Raw genomic sequence first — 15,488 nt, forward strand, 5'->3', positions numbered from 1 at the left:
GAACAAAACAAAGGTTATGGGCTTTCCTGTTTTGAGCGCACTGGCGGTTTGCCGGAGGTGTTCAAGCTCCTTTTTGCCCGCTTTTTTAGAGCTCCACTTGCATTCGCCGATGTACAGACTTCTGTTCGTCTCGACAATCAGATCTATTTCACGCTGCTCGTGTTTGCCCTTCTCCACTTCCACGCTCCCCCACCATCTGCCGGACGCAATTATCTGTTCTCCCCTCTTCCTCAGGTATGTCATTAGAAAGTCTGCACACATGAGTTCAAACCTCTTCCCTACAAAGGCGTTGAGAGCTTCCGTGTCAGGTTGCTGTATCTTCCCGTACACATGACTGAACCAGAAGGCCAGCAGGTTGTCACTAATCATGTAAATGCCTTTCTTGCTTCTGTGTGGATTCTGACCGAACGGCACAATTCGATGTATCAGTTTGAAATCCATCTGCAGCGAGATGAGATACTTGGACAAGGTGGTCTGGCGCAATCCTATCCGGTCTGCTATCTCTCCCGAGGAAACCATGCCGCTGCCTATCGCTTCCAGAATGGCAAAATACCTCTTGTAGGTGGAACCAAACTCCTGTCTCAGCACATCCTGACCCTCCTCTCTGAGCTGCCCCAGGCCAAAAAACAATGAAATGACATCGGCATTCCCCCCGGCCTGCTTTTCCATAAGTTCATAGTAGTATGGAATTCCTCCAAGAACCGAGTAGGTCCTGATCATCTCGACAGGGTCCTGCATTCCAATGCTTTCACGCAGGATTCTCCAGATGTGCTCCCTTTGCAGAGGCTCGAGAAGAATCTTGTAGGTCGCGCGGTTGAAGAGTGGAGCCTTCCTCACTGTGAAAATTCTGTCCATCATGCCTGTGTAGGATCCGGAAACGATCAATATCTTGGCCGTTCTGTCCTTATGTGCATCCCATATCCGCTGCAGCTCGAATGGCACCGATTGGTTCACTTCCAGGAAGTTGGGAAACTCGTCAATGAAGAGAATGCGCTCCCCGGAATTTGCAAAGAAATATTCGAGTGCTTCCTTGACTGTGTTGAACACGGGTCTGTAGCCATCCGAAAGAGCATCTGCAAAATCATTTGCCACCTGCTTCTCTTCTTTCGGTACGACCATTACTCTTGAAGCTCTATTCCCCTTCAGGAATTCATCCACAAGTCTGCTTTTTCCCACTCTGCGTCTGCCGCTTATGGCGATCATGGCTGAACCTTTTTGTTTTACTGCATCCCGTAAGACTGCCAGGTTCCTTTCACGATCATAGAACTTCAAGTTATCCACGCGCAGGATTATCTAATGTTTGGATAATTATTTAAGTGTTTGTTCCAAAGCTCATGAAATCAAGAAAAATAGATTCTTTCCGCCTACGCAGCCTGTGTCTGAAACTGTTCCTCAAATCATAGTGAGCATGTTGACGAAATGTGATGCACAAAAATACTGTTTTTTGTGCATTGCAATTATGCATAGCGAGCAGGAAGATATCCCATTGTAATGGGAAGATGAAAGCGAGCGACAAACGTATTACAAGAACTGAATATGTCTATGGCAGAGGGGCAGGACATGCCAGAATTCACGTGTGTAGAGAGAGCGTAAGATCAGACGGAACTCTGTTGTCCATCCGGCTGTTCCAGTCGAAGCACGAACAGCTACGGATTCTTCGGTAGGAAGCCACTGTATTCATACTGTAGAGGATCTCACGGTTCTATCCCTGGTGACGAAGGAATAGTCAGCAAATCCCGAACATTCTCTGATTAGAAAAGTCTTGTCGGTTTACCTTCTGCCATATATGAATACCCATCCAGTAGTACCTTTTAATTCTCCACATTGTTTTTCTATAATCATGGTTAGTATAATTGCCATTATACTTGTCAAATGATTGTCCCGGGCTTCTCGAAAATTACTTAAAACCACAACTGATGAGTGCATCATGGCGGGGAATCTCAATAAACGAGTGCCAACAACATATTCGCGTTTCACGCAATACTTCAGGTACGGCACAGTGGATGTGCTGGCCGGAAACAGTGTTTTGTACACATCTGACATTAACGGGCAGTTCAACCTGTGGACTCAGTCATTTTCCCGGGACATGACCCCCGGATATCAGAGGATGCTAACTGCTTTTTATGACAGGACAGTTAGGGAGTTTGTCATATCTCCCGACAGGCGCATGATTTATTTTATTGCGGACACAGGAGGAAATGAACAATTCCAGATTTACGGCATTCCAGCAACCGGCGGAGAACCTTTTGCGGTTACCAGCGACGAAACCACAAGGCACGAGATAAACAGGGGCAGCATTCATCCGGACGGCAATCTGTTCGCATATTGTGACAACAGACGTGCAAAGACCGACTTCGACCTGGTAATAAGAAACATGAGAAACGGAACGGAGAAAAGGCCTTTGGATCAGGGCTTTATCTGGACCGAACCGATTTGGGATCAGACAGGCTTGAGGCTGACAGTAGAACAAATTCACAGCAATACGAACAGGCACAGTTTCATTCATGACATCAAGAAGTCAAAGACTACCGAGATCCTTCCGCATGAGGAAAACGCGGCTGTGGACGCAGTAGGCTGGACAACAGACGGCAACGTTCTTGTGCTTTCAGATGTGGGCAGTGAATTCAGTCATCTCTCGCTCTTCAACCCGAAGAACGGCGCACTGGTGCCGATATATCAGGGAAAACACGATGTTGAAAGCGTACTCTATTCGGCCGTCAGCCGGGAGTTGCTGTATTCCATAAATAATGAGGGGTACTCCGAACTTTATCTCGGAAGGCCAGGTTCGAAATTCGCCAGGATACGCATGCCATACAGAGGCCACCTCTACAGCAGCCTGAACGGCATATCAACCGACAGGTCGAGAAAGACTGTTGCGTTTATCTGGGCTCCTGATGCAAGGCCGCCGGAGATCATGCTGCTGGAACTGTCGCGCAGACGGGGCGCCATATTGACGGACAGCATGGCAGGCGGCGTTCCTTCAGGCATACCGCCTCCCTTGCTTGTCCATTACGAATCCTTCGACGGAAGGGCGATTCCAGCCTTCTATTACAAGCCAGTCGGGCGGAAGGCAAAATTCCCTGTGGTGCTGTCAATTCATGGCGGCCCCGAGGCGCAGGAGAGGCCGGGATGGGGATACGAGGGCCTCTATCAGTTCCTTCAGTACTCCGGCATCGGTGTATTCTGTCCAAATATCAGGGGGTCCACGGGCTATGGCAAATCCTATCAGAAGCTGATTCACAGAGACTGGGGAGGAAATGAACTCCAGGATCTTAAATTCGCGGCAGAATGGCTCATGGGCAGAAAGGAAATTGACGGCAACAGAATGGCTGTCTTTGGAGGAAGCTTCGGAGGGTTTGCAACACTTTCCTGCGTAACACGTCTTCCCGAGTACTGGAAGGCTGGAGTGGATATCTGCGGCCCCTCCAATCTTCTCACCTTCTGCAAGTCTGTTCCGCCGTTCTGGCTCAGATTCATGAAGGAATGGGTCGGCGATGCGGAAACCGAGTCAGACTTCCTTTTGCAGCGGTCGCCGATAACCTACATCGACAGAACGAAGGCAGACATGCTCATTATACAGGGTGCCAACGACCCGCGCGTCGTAAAGCCCGAATCTGATCAGATGGTTGACAGGTTGAAGCAAATGGGCAGGAGCGTCGAATACATGGTGTTTCCAGACGAGGGGCATGGCTTCACAAAATCTGAGAATGCAAGAAAGGGTTTCGGCGCGGCGGCAGACTTCCTTGTCGCGAAACTAACTCAGGATTGAAGTGTAAGCTGATCCAGCACGTTACGATCAGTCTGTGCGGATGTCGGCCCAATATTCGTTTCGTTTTGAAAATGAAAACAACCGTCAAAAAAGCCAATGGCACAACGGATAACGCTCGAAAATCATACGATGGGGGTTGTGGGATTTGAACCCACATCAGCGGGTGCCTCCTTCTCAGGCAGCTCATCGCTCCAGTATTTCATCATCCTTTCGTCAGTTAAAGGAACAATTCATTCGCTGCCAGGAGGTCTCAACCATCAAATATTACTGGAGCCCGCAAGGATACCGGACTACCCCAAACCCCCTGGGTGAAAGAAATTAAAGGGTTTACTGCTTCCTCATCTTCTGGGCTCTCTTTCTCCTCCTCATTCTCTTTTTTCGCCATTTCCAGCGCATCTTGCCCCGTTTCTTCCATACACGTGAACTTCTCTTCATGCAGTAACCCTAATTTGTAGTGGGTGACGAAACTCTCAATGTTTATAAATTGTTGCATATGCGCTTTGCTGCAAACAACCGGTCGTCTCCAGGTTCGCTTAAAGCCATGGAATTATTCACTTCCGCTTTACGACAAGGTTCCAGTAAAAGTAGGCATGAATAAGTGCAATTGGTTTCATTGCCGCCTCCACATAGGCAAACGGCATCCTTACGATCATCCTCTTTTCTGAGACTCTCTTCCTCAATCTCCTGTTTTTGAGCATCACCACAGCCGCTCCAACCAGATATCTGTATCTGTGCTTCATCAGTGCGAAATACCCTTTTTCAGTTGCCTTGTTGTGATACACCCAGGCATCCTTGACAAAGGACCCTTTATACCCTGCGTCAACGGCTCTCATTTCCAGATCATAATCAGGCGCACCGCCGCGAAACACTATTCTCTTGTCAAAGCGGAGGTCTTTAAGCAGCGACGTTCTCCAGGCCGTGTTGCCCAGCGGTATGTAAACTATGTCCTGTTGCACATCACTCTCGTATATTCTTCTGTCCAGCTCGTTATAATATCTCTCAACGCCGTTCCTCGGCTCATTGGGCGGTCTTGTCGGTCCGCCGGTAAAGTCCGCCGTACCGGAAACTATTGGTTCCACTATTTTTTGTAGCCAATCCTGAGGTGCCACTTCATCCGAGTCGAGGAATGCAGTAACGTCTTCAGTTATGTGGTCAATGGACGCGTCCTTCGTTGCTATGTGCGTTCCAGGCAGATTGCAAACTTCAATTGGCAGATCGCTATAGTCCCTCAGAATTCTGTCAACATAGTCTTTCGGAGAGCCACCGTCTGCCACTATTATCCTGTCAGGTTTCCTCGACTGCTTTCTGAGGGAATCCAGCGTGTCAAACAGTTTAGGATCCTTCAGAACAGCAATGTCCACGCAAACCGAAGGGTTGTCAGCCATGGTACTCACTGTTTTCTCCATGAGTCGGTTTGCCAATCATCTCAACCTTGTTATATTTCTGTCGGCGCTTCAGCGACTTTGACTGGTGCTTTGAGTCCTGGGGCGGTTGTTTATTGTGAGTCTTGAACATCGTTCATCGAAAGCTACTTTTAATTCTCCTGCAATCCCAGCTCGTAATAACATGAAAATCCTGATAACTGGGCATAAAGGGTTCATAGGTTCTCATATCCTCAATCTTCTTAAGCCAGCTCATGAAGTTACTGGTTTTGACTTGGGAGATGAGTTTCCAGAAGGCCAATTTGACTTCATAGTACATCTTGCTGCAAGGGGCCTGATCCGAAAATCTCTGGAGAATCCCTACGGTTATTTCACCGATGACCTTGATCTGACAATGAAATTTCTGGATATGGCAAGAAAAAGTGATTCCACATTCATTTTTCCCTCCTCAGGATCTACGGCAAGTCCTTCCAATCCTTATTCTCTCTCCAAGAAACAATCTGTTGAATGGATAAACCTGTACCGGAGGCTTTACTCCATCAAAGCGTTTGATCTGACTTTTTACAACATATATGGGTCTGGAAGCAGAAAGGGTGGCGTCTACCTCTTCTCGAAGATGGCTCTCGCCGGAGGGCCGATAATCATGCTTGGAGATGGAACAGATGTCAGGGACTTTGTATATGTTACAGACGTCGCAAAATTTGTCGCCGATGTAATTGATGGAAAGGTCAGGACTGGCAGTTACGAAATTGGTACAGGTATAGGAACAAGCATTCGCGGTCTTTCGGAGATGATTTCAGAGGAAGTTGGAGGCAATATCGACATAGTTAGCCGTCCAGACACAATCGAAACTGCTCCTAAGCTGGTTGCTTCAGTTCCAGCGCTAAAAAATCCGGTTCTTCTGAGGGATGGAATAAGAAAAGTGATCGCTTTCATAAAAGAGGACGAATTGAATAAATCAGGCGCATGAATGATTCTGAGCCACACACGAAGATCTCGCCGGTTTTCCCCTATGTGATGTATTCAATGGTGTTGGATAGAATTAAGCGACTGAATCTCGATGAGCCCGACAATAAGACGGCATTCTCAGGGAGATTTGAATGGTCAAAGAACCACCGCAGAGCAGTCCGAATGACTTACTGAATTCGAAAAGCGATAAGTGGACATTTTACATCGCCTCGAAGACATTTGGTGGGGAGTACATATGGCTGGAGAGAATTTCAAGGAAAATCAGTGGTAGCAATATTGTCTTTATATGGAACAGGGGGGACAGCGAACCCTCTATGGAGATTCATGGTCTGAGGAATAATTTATTACTTTCGCTGGCAAAAATATTGCCCTTTGGCAGGGAACTTTTCATCAATATTCTCATTGCATATTTCCGTTTGCCAGACACCATTCCAACTTTTGTAAGTTCATCATATTACCCAATTCCTGTTAACACTTCAATCGCATACATTCATACTCCTTCGAGAAGAATGACTGTTCAACCGGACTCAAATGTGGAATATAAAGGACTGAAGGCCTTTGCATGGGAAGTATTCAAACTCGCATACAGGTTAACATATTGCAGATCACTCAGCAATGCCGCAAAAATTTACACAAATAGCCAGAACACCGCAGAGCGCATTCGAAAATTCTGTCCTTCCTGTCCGCATATTGAAGTAGTTTATCCCTCTCAGGACATCACTTTATTCAGTTTTAAGCGATTTGAGAACTTTTTCTTCATGCCCTCCAGATTTACGGAACAGAAGAATCAGCTTTTTGCAATCATGGCTTTCAAACGTTTTCTTGAAATAAGCGAGTCAGCCGGCGGAACAAGACCCACTTTCACCCTCCTTCTTGCTGGAAGCGATCCGGCAAAGGGAACCGGGAGTCCTGAATATTTGGAAAAGCTTAGGGATTTCATCAATTCGCACGGAGATGCTCTTATTAGTAAAATTCAATTTGTTTTTGATGCAGAGGGGCCCGCTCTGCGTGATTACTATTCCCGTTGCTTCGCGGTTCTTTATCCGGCGAGGAATGAGGACTTCGGTCAAGTTCCAATAGAAGGGATGCTGTCATCTAAGCCTGTTATTGCCTTAAATGAGGGGGGTATGAAAGAAACCATAAAAGAGGGAGAAACGGGTTTTCTGGTCGATACTGTGGAAGAAATGGCTGAAAAGATGTTTTTTCTTGCAACTCAATCGGACGTCGCTCAGAAGATGGGCATGAGCGGAAGACACCTTGCCGCTGAGTATGATGATGAATTATTCCTCTCCAGAGCAGGAATATCCCTGTGATTCGATGCGGAGTGATTGAGTGTTGTCTGTAGTGTCACTTCTACGCGATTGAATTAACGCCAGATGTACTCGTTTAGAACGATTGTAATTTAATCTCACTGTCACTCGAAGAAACACGGATGGCGTTGTTTGCCAAATCAGACGTCCGGAAATGTTTGTGCGTAATAGTCACCGATACCTTTTTTAAAAGTCTCGAAGCTGTATCTGTGCTTAATCAAATATCCTAGTTCAGAGAGCTCTTCAGACTTTTCGACTGCTTCTAGTACAGCCTTCTTCAATTGAATCGGTTCTGTGCTAGATATGACTGCCGCACCTTCTGCAATTTCTCTAAAAACTTCGATATCCGAGCAAACTACTGGAAGACCTGTTGTAAATGCTTCAGCTATGGGATATCCGAAACCTTCATCTATCGATGGAAATAAAAGGACATCGCATACGTTGTACAACTCATTAACTGTAAGGTCGTCAATTTTTTGAAAGGTAAATGACTGATTTAGAGGCTTTCCTATCCTTACCAGTCTAAAGTCGCTGCCCAGGATTGACATCGTTTCTTCAACGGCTTTCAAATTCTTTCTCGGATCGAGAGTTGAAACGCTAAGTACCAGCTTTTTATCTGCTGGAAGATTCAGTTTTTTACGCAAAACAGATTTGTCCACGTCTAATCTTTCAAACGACTCAGCAACCGGAGGGTATATGACTCTTACGCTATCGGGGAACCCTTCCTCAAGAAGCTGAGTCCTGACATGATTAGATATTGTCAAAATGTTATCAAATTTCTTGAATTCGGTTATTGACTTCGCCATTGTTCTCCGGAACGAATTAGAATAGTTGTATTCCGTTTTTATGGGGAAAAGATCCAATATCGAAACCACAGAATCACAATTGAGTTTCAATGGTCTCAATTTGTGTGATGAATAATGTAACACGTCTGTCTTTTCCACATTTTTCTTAAGATGCTTGTATGCCTTTCTCATGAAGACAGAGGGGTAGTTCTGATTCAGGTACCATCCAGATTGGAAAAAAGGCGGAAAGAAACCAGATATTACTGTTCCGCTGTAATTTTCAATTGGTATGTCCTTGTCTTTTCTCAAAGAAATCAATTCTGCACCCAGAGCTTTAGAAAGATAGTCTGCGTATCTTCCCAACCCGGTCATCTTTGCGGAATCGTTCAATATAACAACTCTTCTCTTCATCTTCATAGATTCACTCCACTCTCTACACTGTCCTCATCAGATATTCATATTCGTTGATAAGTTTCATTCTGCAAAGCGCAAACTCATTCCCATTCTGTGTATGTGCGTGAATGCCATTTCCTCGAAAGCCGAACATTTTTCGCAACGATTCAAAAAAACGTCTAGTATTTATTTTCTCAAGTTCTACTTCGCTTTTTTGCTTCTGTTCCATAGGGCACCTAATTTTTCCTACAATAGGCATTTCGATTCTAGAATATAAGTGAAATTAACATGTTAGAAAGTAACCCATTACTGTGCAGAAACCAAAATATGCTGACAATGTACTGATCTTGCCGTAGATTCTTGGACCATGTGTATCCCCAGTTCTCGCCACATGGCTTCCTCGTTCGAGTATCTTGATGCTTAGAGTAGTTTAGTAGTAACTAAATAATCATTAATTATCACAATAAGCAATGCCTAGGAAAATTGCCTGAGCGTTATCAAGAAGATGGGCCATCGAGAGAGTATGGGAGTGTTACATGTGAGGGTTGTGACTGAAATTATTGGAAAATCGGATTCAGGCATAGATCTGAATGTGACGGTACCAACAATCACTGTCTCCTCGGAGAAGTTCAAGACGCTGAGACACAGTGTGATAGAAAGTGCAGCAAATGTTGGATGCAATGTTTTGTTGATAGCTGTTGAAGACTCTCTACCGTCCTTCAGATTTTCAAAGTCGGTTAACAGGGGTTTCGCAGAATTCGATGCCGATTATTATGTCAATGTAAATGATGATATACTTCTGCAAAAGACTTCCTTGAGTAACAGTTTGCATAGTTTACAAAAGGATGATGAGATTGGTATTTTGGCCGGCATTCATTATAATCCAGATGGTACGATACAAGATGTGGGTTACGGTGTCGCATTAAGTGCGACAGCGAAATATTATGCCATGATGGTTTTAAAGTATCATGCCCCCTTTGATGCCTTCAGAAAAATAAAAAATTACAAGGAGAGGGGAATTTCTAAGTTTGTTCTATTTTATGATTACAAGAGTGTTAAAGAGGCAAAGGAGGGATTGTGTGGTGGACCGTATCAGATGATTAACAAATCGGCATTGAAGTTGACCGGTGGGTATGATGAAAATTACGTTATGGGCCTCGAGGATACAGATTTCTGTTTGAGAGTTATACAGAATGGGTTGAAAGCAAGAATTGACAGAAGAGTAGGTATGACCCATGAGCGAGGTGCATCGGGAATAAACTATTGGAAATCGTGGAGCGAAGACGGGACGCGTTTATTGTATTCTAAATTCAGCGCCAACGATATACTAAGATTAGTTCGTGAGAACGGTCAACTGATCTCTAACTCGATTGATTTTGAGTAGTATTGTGATGGATGTTTGTATTTTGAATCACTCTGGCAGCTGAAGAATTTATTTCTCCGCCACCTTACCTTGCGTTCTCTTCCGCTTGTCGTAGAACTCAGTTTGTGTCGTATGGTCAAGGTTAAGCGAATCCCAGTTCTCAATTTCAATGTGCCAGCATCTTGTTGTCCGAAACCGACGCCCTGCATACAGTCATCGATTCATATGTTATGTCTTGCGGCGCCGTAAATGATCATTACGAATCCAAAGAATCCCAGTCCAAGGGCAACCCAGCTGGACAACTGGTGCTGTCCAATCTGCGAATTGATTGTCGGAAAGAGCTGATAGTAGATGAACAGAGGGGAGGCGGCGAGCAGCAGCACTATGCCTGTTGCGATTATTAACATGTTAAAGTGCTCCTCCTTCAAACCAGGCTCACCCCTATGAGGCCAAAAGCAAACGCATACAGTATCAGCGGAAAGAACATCGTAATCCGCGACATCTTCAGGTTTGCCCGTCTGGCAAGGATAAACGAAAGGAGGTAAAGAGCGAGAGAGACCGTGGTGAAGATAATGGATATTGCCTCGAGACCGACCAGGAAAGTGTAAAAATTGCCGAATATGGGGGATGTCATAGAATGTGTCTGTTCATGGTACATCACAACAACAGGCTCAATGACCACTGCGAACATGATGACGAATATGGAGCCGACTATGAACACAATCATTGACAGGTAGTAGGCCATGAGCGCCTTATTTTCCATAAGCACCACCTGTGAGGAACCGCATTATCATTAGCACGATCGAGGCTGTGAGTATAAGCTCAATGCCCAGGAGGGCAGCCCATGCGGCCTGGTATTTTATCGGATTCAGCAGGGAGATGTACCACATGCAAGCAGCTATGACAAACTGAACCGCGACTATGATGTACGGTACCTTGTCATTCATTGCGCTTCACCGCCATTGCGCCCAGATCTCTCTTTGCGTGTCTCATCGCATACACCGGAACGAGCGAGCAGAACGTCAGCGCATAGAGCATGAACAGCGTCAAAGGCCGCGTCTGCGACAGGCCCGGTTGGGCGTATCCCCAGAGTCCGACTACCAGCCAGAAGAGTATGATGAAGACGCCCATGAATGTGATCATCGGCCTCTCAAGCGGCCCGTTATCCCTGTATCTGTCGATGAACGGGACGAGCATGAGGAATAAAAGGAGTGCGAACACCAGCGGTACGCCCCCCGTCGAAAGGCCAAACCCTGCGACATCCATGAGTTTGTAGACTGGCATTTCGTACCAGTCCGGGAACGGCGTCGTGCCGTACACCAGCTGGCCGTATGCCGGCGGCAGCCCCTGCGGCATCAGTGCCGAAGCAATGAGAATGCCTGCAACAAAAATCATGCCTATGAATGCGGTGTAGAGCAGATTCATCGGGAACCATGGAATCTTCTCTTCGTCGGCATGTGCGGAAGGGTCGTATGGTCCGGACTTTTCATACAGGAAAAAGTGTATGAAGACGAGAATCAGCAATATTATGCTGAGTATTGCAGCATGCAGTATGAGCAGGTGCTGCCAGGACTGCACCGTCGTGCCGTTGCCTACGATCACCGATGTGAGCCATCCGGCCAGTCCAGGTGCCAGCCTGCCGATTATGCTCCGCTGGAGCAGTATTTCAGAAACATGCAGGCCAAGAACGCTCTGAACGGAATACGTCAGCATGTACCCCATTGCCGCGATGGTGTTGACGAGCAGAAATATTATGACGCCTATGATCCACTGCAGCCATCTCCACTTTCCCCGGTATGCGCCGATGAAGTACTGCCTGAACATGTGTATGTAGACCATGGCGACCATTGCATACGCCATGAACAGATGCGAAGTGAGCAGCACTTCACCGAACGGAACTACGCCCATAATCATCAGTGTGGAGCTGTAAGGACTTCCGGGTTCGTAGTAGTAGGCGAGCAGTATTCCGGTGGCTATCTGGTAAATGAGCGCCGTGGCGAGGAATGCCCCTGTCCAGTAGTCAATACGCAGCTCTTTCCTCGTGACCGGAAGGAAAGAAATCGAGTATGCTCCTTTCTGTGCCTCTTCCTGTTTCGTAAGGTTCAGAGGATTGTACTCATTCTTTTCAGCCATGTGCACCTACACCAAGTTATTTTGAAGGCCATGGTCCGTTCGCGCTGCTCACCACTATTGTCTTGTAAATCGGTCCACTGACGCTGCTGGAAAGAGCAAGGGGCGGGCCGTCATACACGGGCAGCAGCGATCCTCCAGACAGATTCTCCGCTTCCACTCCGGCGCCATACTCCTGGCCGCCGGGTTCCCACAGATGAGTTCTTATCACGGCGTTCACCGGGTTCATGCCTGTGGCGTAAACTATTCCGTCAGCATCGACGGTAAGAATGACCTGCGGCAGAGAATGATTTGCAGGACTGGGAGCTGGTCCCGAATTATAGAGATTGTGCGGTCCCAGGGTTGGATCGTACTGGCTGCCATGACACTTGCAGAACAGCAGCCCGAAAGCAGGCCAGTTGGTCTCGTTATATCCAATCAGTTTGGCCTCAAAGGGGATGCTCTGATGCGGATGGTAGTCCAGGAGCGGGACTATGCATCCGAGATGCTGGCAAATCCCGCTGAAGGCAGTAACATACTCCCCCGTCGGCAATTTTACGGCACCCGGAATAGGTGCGCTCATCCCAGAAAGTTTGACGAGTATGTTCGGCTCATCCTGCAGTGGGTAGTTGAACATCATTATGGGATAAGTGGAACTGCTGGCTGTTGCAGTGGGTATGTCTGAAGCTTTTATTGGATTGCGCTGGCTGTCGACAAGAACGGCTGTGGGGTACGAACTCAGTAAGGGTGTGTCCCTCGTTGTTGGCGAGATAAATCTTTCCAATGAGAGTCCGCCCAGAACAAGAGCTCCGGAGGAGGCGCCAAGAGCCTTAATGAAGGTCCTCCTCTGTTTATCCACTTCCTGTTTGCCCTTCTCTTCCTTTTTCCGTTTTTCAGGCATTGTACATTCTCCGGCATGTGTTGTCGTGCATCAATTTACCCTGAAACCTGGCCGCACGCTGCAAGGTGCATCGTGTTCCAAACTATTTGCGTATTTGCAGGCCATCGCGTCGTAATCTTTCTGCTCACGCAGGAATCCGGTGATGTCAAAGACATCGCCACTGAATATATTCCTCTCCGTTCCCGCAGGCATCAGACGGTTCATCAGCCCTTACTATTTTAAGATTTAACCCAATATGTAAATGGCGGAATGATATTTGCTTAAGTCGAATCACGGCAGACGCATCAGACAAATGCCCGCCAGGCTTTAGAATCGATTGAAATTACGCCCGTCGCAAAACAGGCTCTTCAATCGGGAGGTCATGTGGTTATCAGCTCTGAAATTATTGAATCATTGGTTTATAAACGCCCGCCGCATGATGCTTCTAAAGGTTGACCCCACTGAAGCCTAAACGATGATGTCTATGGTATCACAGGACGGAGGAGGAAAGCTCCAGATACTCTATGTCGACGACGAAAAGTTCCTTCATGAGCCTTTCAAGCTGTACATGGAGATGATTGGCAGCGTAAGTGTCGATTGCGCAAATTCCGGAAAGGAGGCAATCGACAAACTCTCCAGTTTGAGGTACCATGCCGTTGTCTCCGACTATCAGATGCCAGGCATGGACGGCATAGAGCTGCTCAAAAACATACGTTCCAGAGGCTCCGATATCCCCTTCGTCATATTCACCGCAAGGGGCAGGGAGGAGATAGTCATAGAGGCGATAAACAACGGAGCGGACTATTACCTTATGAAGGGAGAGGACCCCATTTCCTTGTTTGCTGACATGCTGCACGTCATCCAGTCTGCCGTGAACGAAAGGGAAGAGCGTGAGCATCTTCGCGTGACGGAGGAGAGACTCAGGGCAGTGCTGGACAACACTCACGACGCTATAGTGCTCTTTGATATGAACTACAGGGTTTTGTATGTGAATCCTTCCTTCCAAAAGACCTTCGGATGGAGCCTCGAAGATCTGAATGAATTGAGCCTGCCATGGATTCCGGAGGAATCTCTTCCCCGTACCGAGACGCGGATAGACGATATGGTTTCATCTAAAAAAGCACTGCATTATGATGGAATAAGGAAAACAAAACAGGGTCGCTTAATCAAATGCCACATTTCCATAACACCGATAACAGACCCTAACGGTAAAGTTAATACCGTTTCTGCCATCATGACACCGATAGAGCAGGGGACTGAGCTTCAGTCCTGAGGAAATGTGTTTTTGTTCTCGCTGCGATGCCATAACGCGCATTTGCCCGATGCGACCGCATGGGATATGTTTATCACCGTCAATCGTCTTAAGAACATTCAATCAATGGTAGCCGGAGATGCTGCACAGGCGTACCCCCACGTTTAAGGCAGAATGAGCAAACTCGTGCGCCCGACCGTGGATGTCTGCATGACATCTGTATTTGCAGTTATTTCAGGAGTGATATCGAATGCCAGCCGAAGAGAGCAGGGAAACATTGCACATCAAAAACGAGCGCCATGCGCACACTCGGACGACATTCAAAATGCCCGGAGAGCTGAGACTCGGAGCGCCAACTCTCCGTGTTGGCAACGCCGGCATAATGAAAAAGTTCTATGTTGAGAAACTGGGCCTTGCAGTTAAAAGGGAATTCAAAGACACTTCCGACTCATTGAATGTAACGGAGCTGGGCTTCGAATCATCGTCAGGGAAGTCAGAGGGGGAAACAGTGATTGTTCTGAAAGACGATCCTGAGGCTGTGGTTCCGCCACACGATTTTGCCGGTCTGTACCATTACGCACTCCTCGTCCCTGACAGGAGGAGTCTCGCATCCACATACCTCGCTATTGAGCACTCCGGCGCACGATACGATGGTTTCGCCAATCATACATTCAGCGAATCTCTTTATCTGCACGATGCCGAGAACAACGGCATTGAAATTTATGCGGACAGGCCAAGAAGCGAATGGCCAGACTGGGGCAGGATGACAGATTCTCTGAATCATGGTGATATGTCGGCGCTTAACATCATGACGCGGCCGCTTGATTTAGGATCTTTGCTCAGGGAGCTGAATGGTTTGCAGTCAACCGGCGTAACTTCATTTCCTGCAGGGGCGGTAATCGGACACATGCATCTCAGAGTAACAGATCTTGAGAGATCCGTCAAGTTCTATCACGAGAAACTCGGCCTTGATGTCAAGGCTTACATTCCGCAAATCGGTGCCGCCTTTCTGTCCGCTGGCGGCTATCATCACCACCTGGGCCTTAACACATGGCACAGCAGGGAGGGCAGCCCTCACAGAACCGGTTACTCTGGACTCGACAGTTTCACATTCATAGTCCCGGACAGGCACATTGTAGAGGAGCTGGCTGCAGTGCTGGACGGCGCTTCCGTAGTTAACGGCAAGCTTACTTTTTCAGATCCCGATGGAATAGTGATATCTATAGAAGCATAATTTACGAATTCTCCTGAATGCCGGGCAGTGTTCAAAGCACTT

General features: G+C 47.1%; 14 protein-coding genes and 1 tRNA gene. 6 read left to right on the forward strand and 9 right to left on the reverse strand.

What is annotated here, in order from left to right:
* Positions 1-1,281 (reverse strand): ATP-binding protein (locus tag KIS30_03940; GenBank protein ID MBX8645896.1); only part of this gene is annotated, 1,281 nt, incomplete at its 3' end.
* A 646-nt stretch (positions 1,282-1,927) separates the two neighbouring features.
* Here KIS30_03940 and KIS30_03945 point away from each other — a divergent pair.
* Complete coding sequence (locus tag KIS30_03945; protein ID MBX8645897.1) at positions 1,928-3,769, forward strand: S9 family peptidase; 1,842 nt, start codon at positions 1,928-1,930, stop codon at positions 3,767-3,769.
* 130 nt (positions 3,770-3,899) lie between these two features.
* Here the strand turns inward: KIS30_03945 and KIS30_03950 are convergent.
* Positions 3,900-4,074 (reverse strand) — tRNA-Trp (locus KIS30_03950).
* A 246-nt stretch (positions 4,075-4,320) separates the two neighbouring features.
* Positions 4,321-5,163, reverse strand: coding sequence for a glycosyltransferase family 2 protein (locus KIS30_03955; GenBank protein MBX8645898.1), 843 nt, complete (start codon positions 5,161-5,163; stop codon positions 4,321-4,323).
* A gap of 172 nt (positions 5,164-5,335) precedes the next feature.
* Between KIS30_03955 and KIS30_03960 the strand changes: the two genes are divergently transcribed.
* Both KIS30_03960 and KIS30_03965 read left to right on the forward strand, forming a co-directional pair.
* Positions 5,336-6,121: an NAD-dependent epimerase/dehydratase family protein gene (locus KIS30_03960; GenBank protein ID MBX8645899.1), complete on the forward strand. Its 786-nt coding sequence runs from the start codon at positions 5,336-5,338 to the stop codon at positions 6,119-6,121.
* Positions 6,122-6,251: 130 nt separating this feature from the next.
* Positions 6,252-7,433, forward strand: a complete 1,182-nt coding sequence (locus KIS30_03965) for a glycosyltransferase (protein ID MBX8645900.1) — start codon at positions 6,252-6,254, stop codon at positions 7,431-7,433.
* A 137-nt stretch (positions 7,434-7,570) separates the two neighbouring features.
* Here KIS30_03965 and KIS30_03970 read toward each other — a convergent pair whose 3' ends face one another.
* Positions 7,571-8,632 carry a glycosyltransferase gene (locus tag KIS30_03970; protein ID MBX8645901.1) on the reverse strand — a complete coding sequence of 354 codons (1,062 nt, stop codon included), beginning with the start codon at positions 8,630-8,632 and terminating at the stop codon, positions 7,571-7,573.
* 523 nt (positions 8,633-9,155) lie between these two features.
* On the opposite strand from KIS30_03970, the gene KIS30_03975 reads away from it, so the two are divergent.
* On the forward strand, positions 9,156-9,992 hold the full coding sequence (locus KIS30_03975) for a hypothetical protein (protein MBX8645902.1): 837 nt from the start codon (positions 9,156-9,158) through the stop codon (positions 9,990-9,992).
* Positions 9,993-10,192: 200 nt separating this feature from the next.
* Here the strand turns inward: KIS30_03975 and KIS30_03980 are convergent, their stop codons facing one another.
* The 5 genes from KIS30_03980 to KIS30_04000 are packed head-to-tail and all read right to left on the reverse strand — an operon-like array spanning position 10,193 to position 12,981.
* A complete protein-coding gene (locus KIS30_03980) occupies positions 10,193-10,378 on the reverse strand; it encodes a hypothetical protein (GenBank protein ID MBX8645903.1) in 186 nt (61 codons plus the stop codon).
* Between the two features lie 17 nt (positions 10,379-10,395).
* Positions 10,396-10,734, reverse strand: coding sequence for a hypothetical protein (locus KIS30_03985; GenBank protein MBX8645904.1), 339 nt, complete (start codon positions 10,732-10,734; stop codon positions 10,396-10,398).
* Entirely contained in the window at positions 10,724-10,918 is a 195-nt protein-coding gene (locus KIS30_03990; GenBank protein ID MBX8645905.1) for a hypothetical protein, read from the reverse strand. Before KIS30_03990 ends, KIS30_03985 begins: the two co-directional genes overlap by 11 nt.
* On the reverse strand, positions 10,911-12,104 hold the full coding sequence (locus KIS30_03995; GenBank protein ID MBX8645906.1) for a cytochrome bc complex cytochrome b subunit: 1,194 nt from the start codon (positions 12,102-12,104) through the stop codon (positions 10,911-10,913). The genes KIS30_03990 and KIS30_03995 overlap by 8 nt, the downstream gene beginning before the upstream one ends.
* A gap of 16 nt (positions 12,105-12,120) precedes the next feature.
* On the reverse strand, positions 12,121-12,981 hold the full coding sequence (locus KIS30_04000; GenBank protein ID MBX8645907.1) for a ubiquinol-cytochrome c reductase iron-sulfur subunit: 861 nt from the start codon (positions 12,979-12,981) through the stop codon (positions 12,121-12,123).
* 454 nt (positions 12,982-13,435) lie between these two features.
* Here KIS30_04000 and KIS30_04005 point away from each other — a divergent pair, with 454 nt between their 5' ends.
* Complete coding sequence (locus KIS30_04005; GenBank protein ID MBX8645908.1) at positions 13,436-14,233, forward strand: response regulator; 798 nt, start codon at positions 13,436-13,438, stop codon at positions 14,231-14,233.
* Positions 14,234-14,462: 229 nt separating this feature from the next.
* A complete protein-coding gene (locus KIS30_04010) occupies positions 14,463-15,446 on the forward strand; it encodes a VOC family protein (protein ID MBX8645909.1) in 984 nt (327 codons plus the stop codon).
* The last annotated feature ends 42 nt before the right edge of the window (positions 15,447-15,488 follow it).

The organism is Candidatus Sysuiplasma acidicola, assembly GCA_019721035.1.
Classification (GTDB): Archaea; Thermoplasmatota; Thermoplasmata; order Sysuiplasmatales; family Sysuiplasmataceae; genus Sysuiplasma; species Sysuiplasma acidicola.

Excerpts from the sequence above, each read along its gene's own strand:
- KIS30_03945 (MBX8645897.1), top strand. The coding sequence starts at position 1,928 with ATGGCGGGGAATCTCAATAAACGAGTGCCAACAACATATTCGCGTTTC.
- KIS30_03960 (MBX8645899.1), top strand. The coding sequence starts at position 5,336 with ATGAAAATCCTGATAACTGGGCATAAAGGGTTCATAGGTTCTCATATC.
- KIS30_03965 (MBX8645900.1), top strand. The coding sequence starts at position 6,252 with ATGGTCAAAGAACCACCGCAGAGCAGTCCGAATGACTTACTGAATTCG.
- KIS30_03970 (MBX8645901.1), bottom strand. The coding sequence starts at position 8,632 with ATGAAGATGAAGAGAAGAGTTGTTATATTGAACGATTCCGCAAAGATG.
- KIS30_03980 (MBX8645903.1), bottom strand. The coding sequence starts at position 10,378 with ATGTTAATAATCGCAACAGGCATAGTGCTGCTGCTCGCCGCCTCCCCT.
- KIS30_03985 (MBX8645904.1), bottom strand. The coding sequence starts at position 10,734 with ATGGAAAATAAGGCGCTCATGGCCTACTACCTGTCAATGATTGTGTTC.
- KIS30_03990 (MBX8645905.1), bottom strand. The coding sequence starts at position 10,918 with ATGAATGACAAGGTACCGTACATCATAGTCGCGGTTCAGTTTGTCATA.
- KIS30_03995 (MBX8645906.1), bottom strand. The coding sequence starts at position 12,104 with ATGGCTGAAAAGAATGAGTACAATCCTCTGAACCTTACGAAACAGGAA.
- KIS30_04000 (MBX8645907.1), bottom strand. The coding sequence starts at position 12,981 with ATGCCTGAAAAACGGAAAAAGGAAGAGAAGGGCAAACAGGAAGTGGAT.
- KIS30_04005 (MBX8645908.1), top strand. The coding sequence starts at position 13,436 with ATGATGTCTATGGTATCACAGGACGGAGGAGGAAAGCTCCAGATACTC.
- KIS30_04010 (MBX8645909.1), top strand. The coding sequence starts at position 14,463 with ATGCCAGCCGAAGAGAGCAGGGAAACATTGCACATCAAAAACGAGCGC.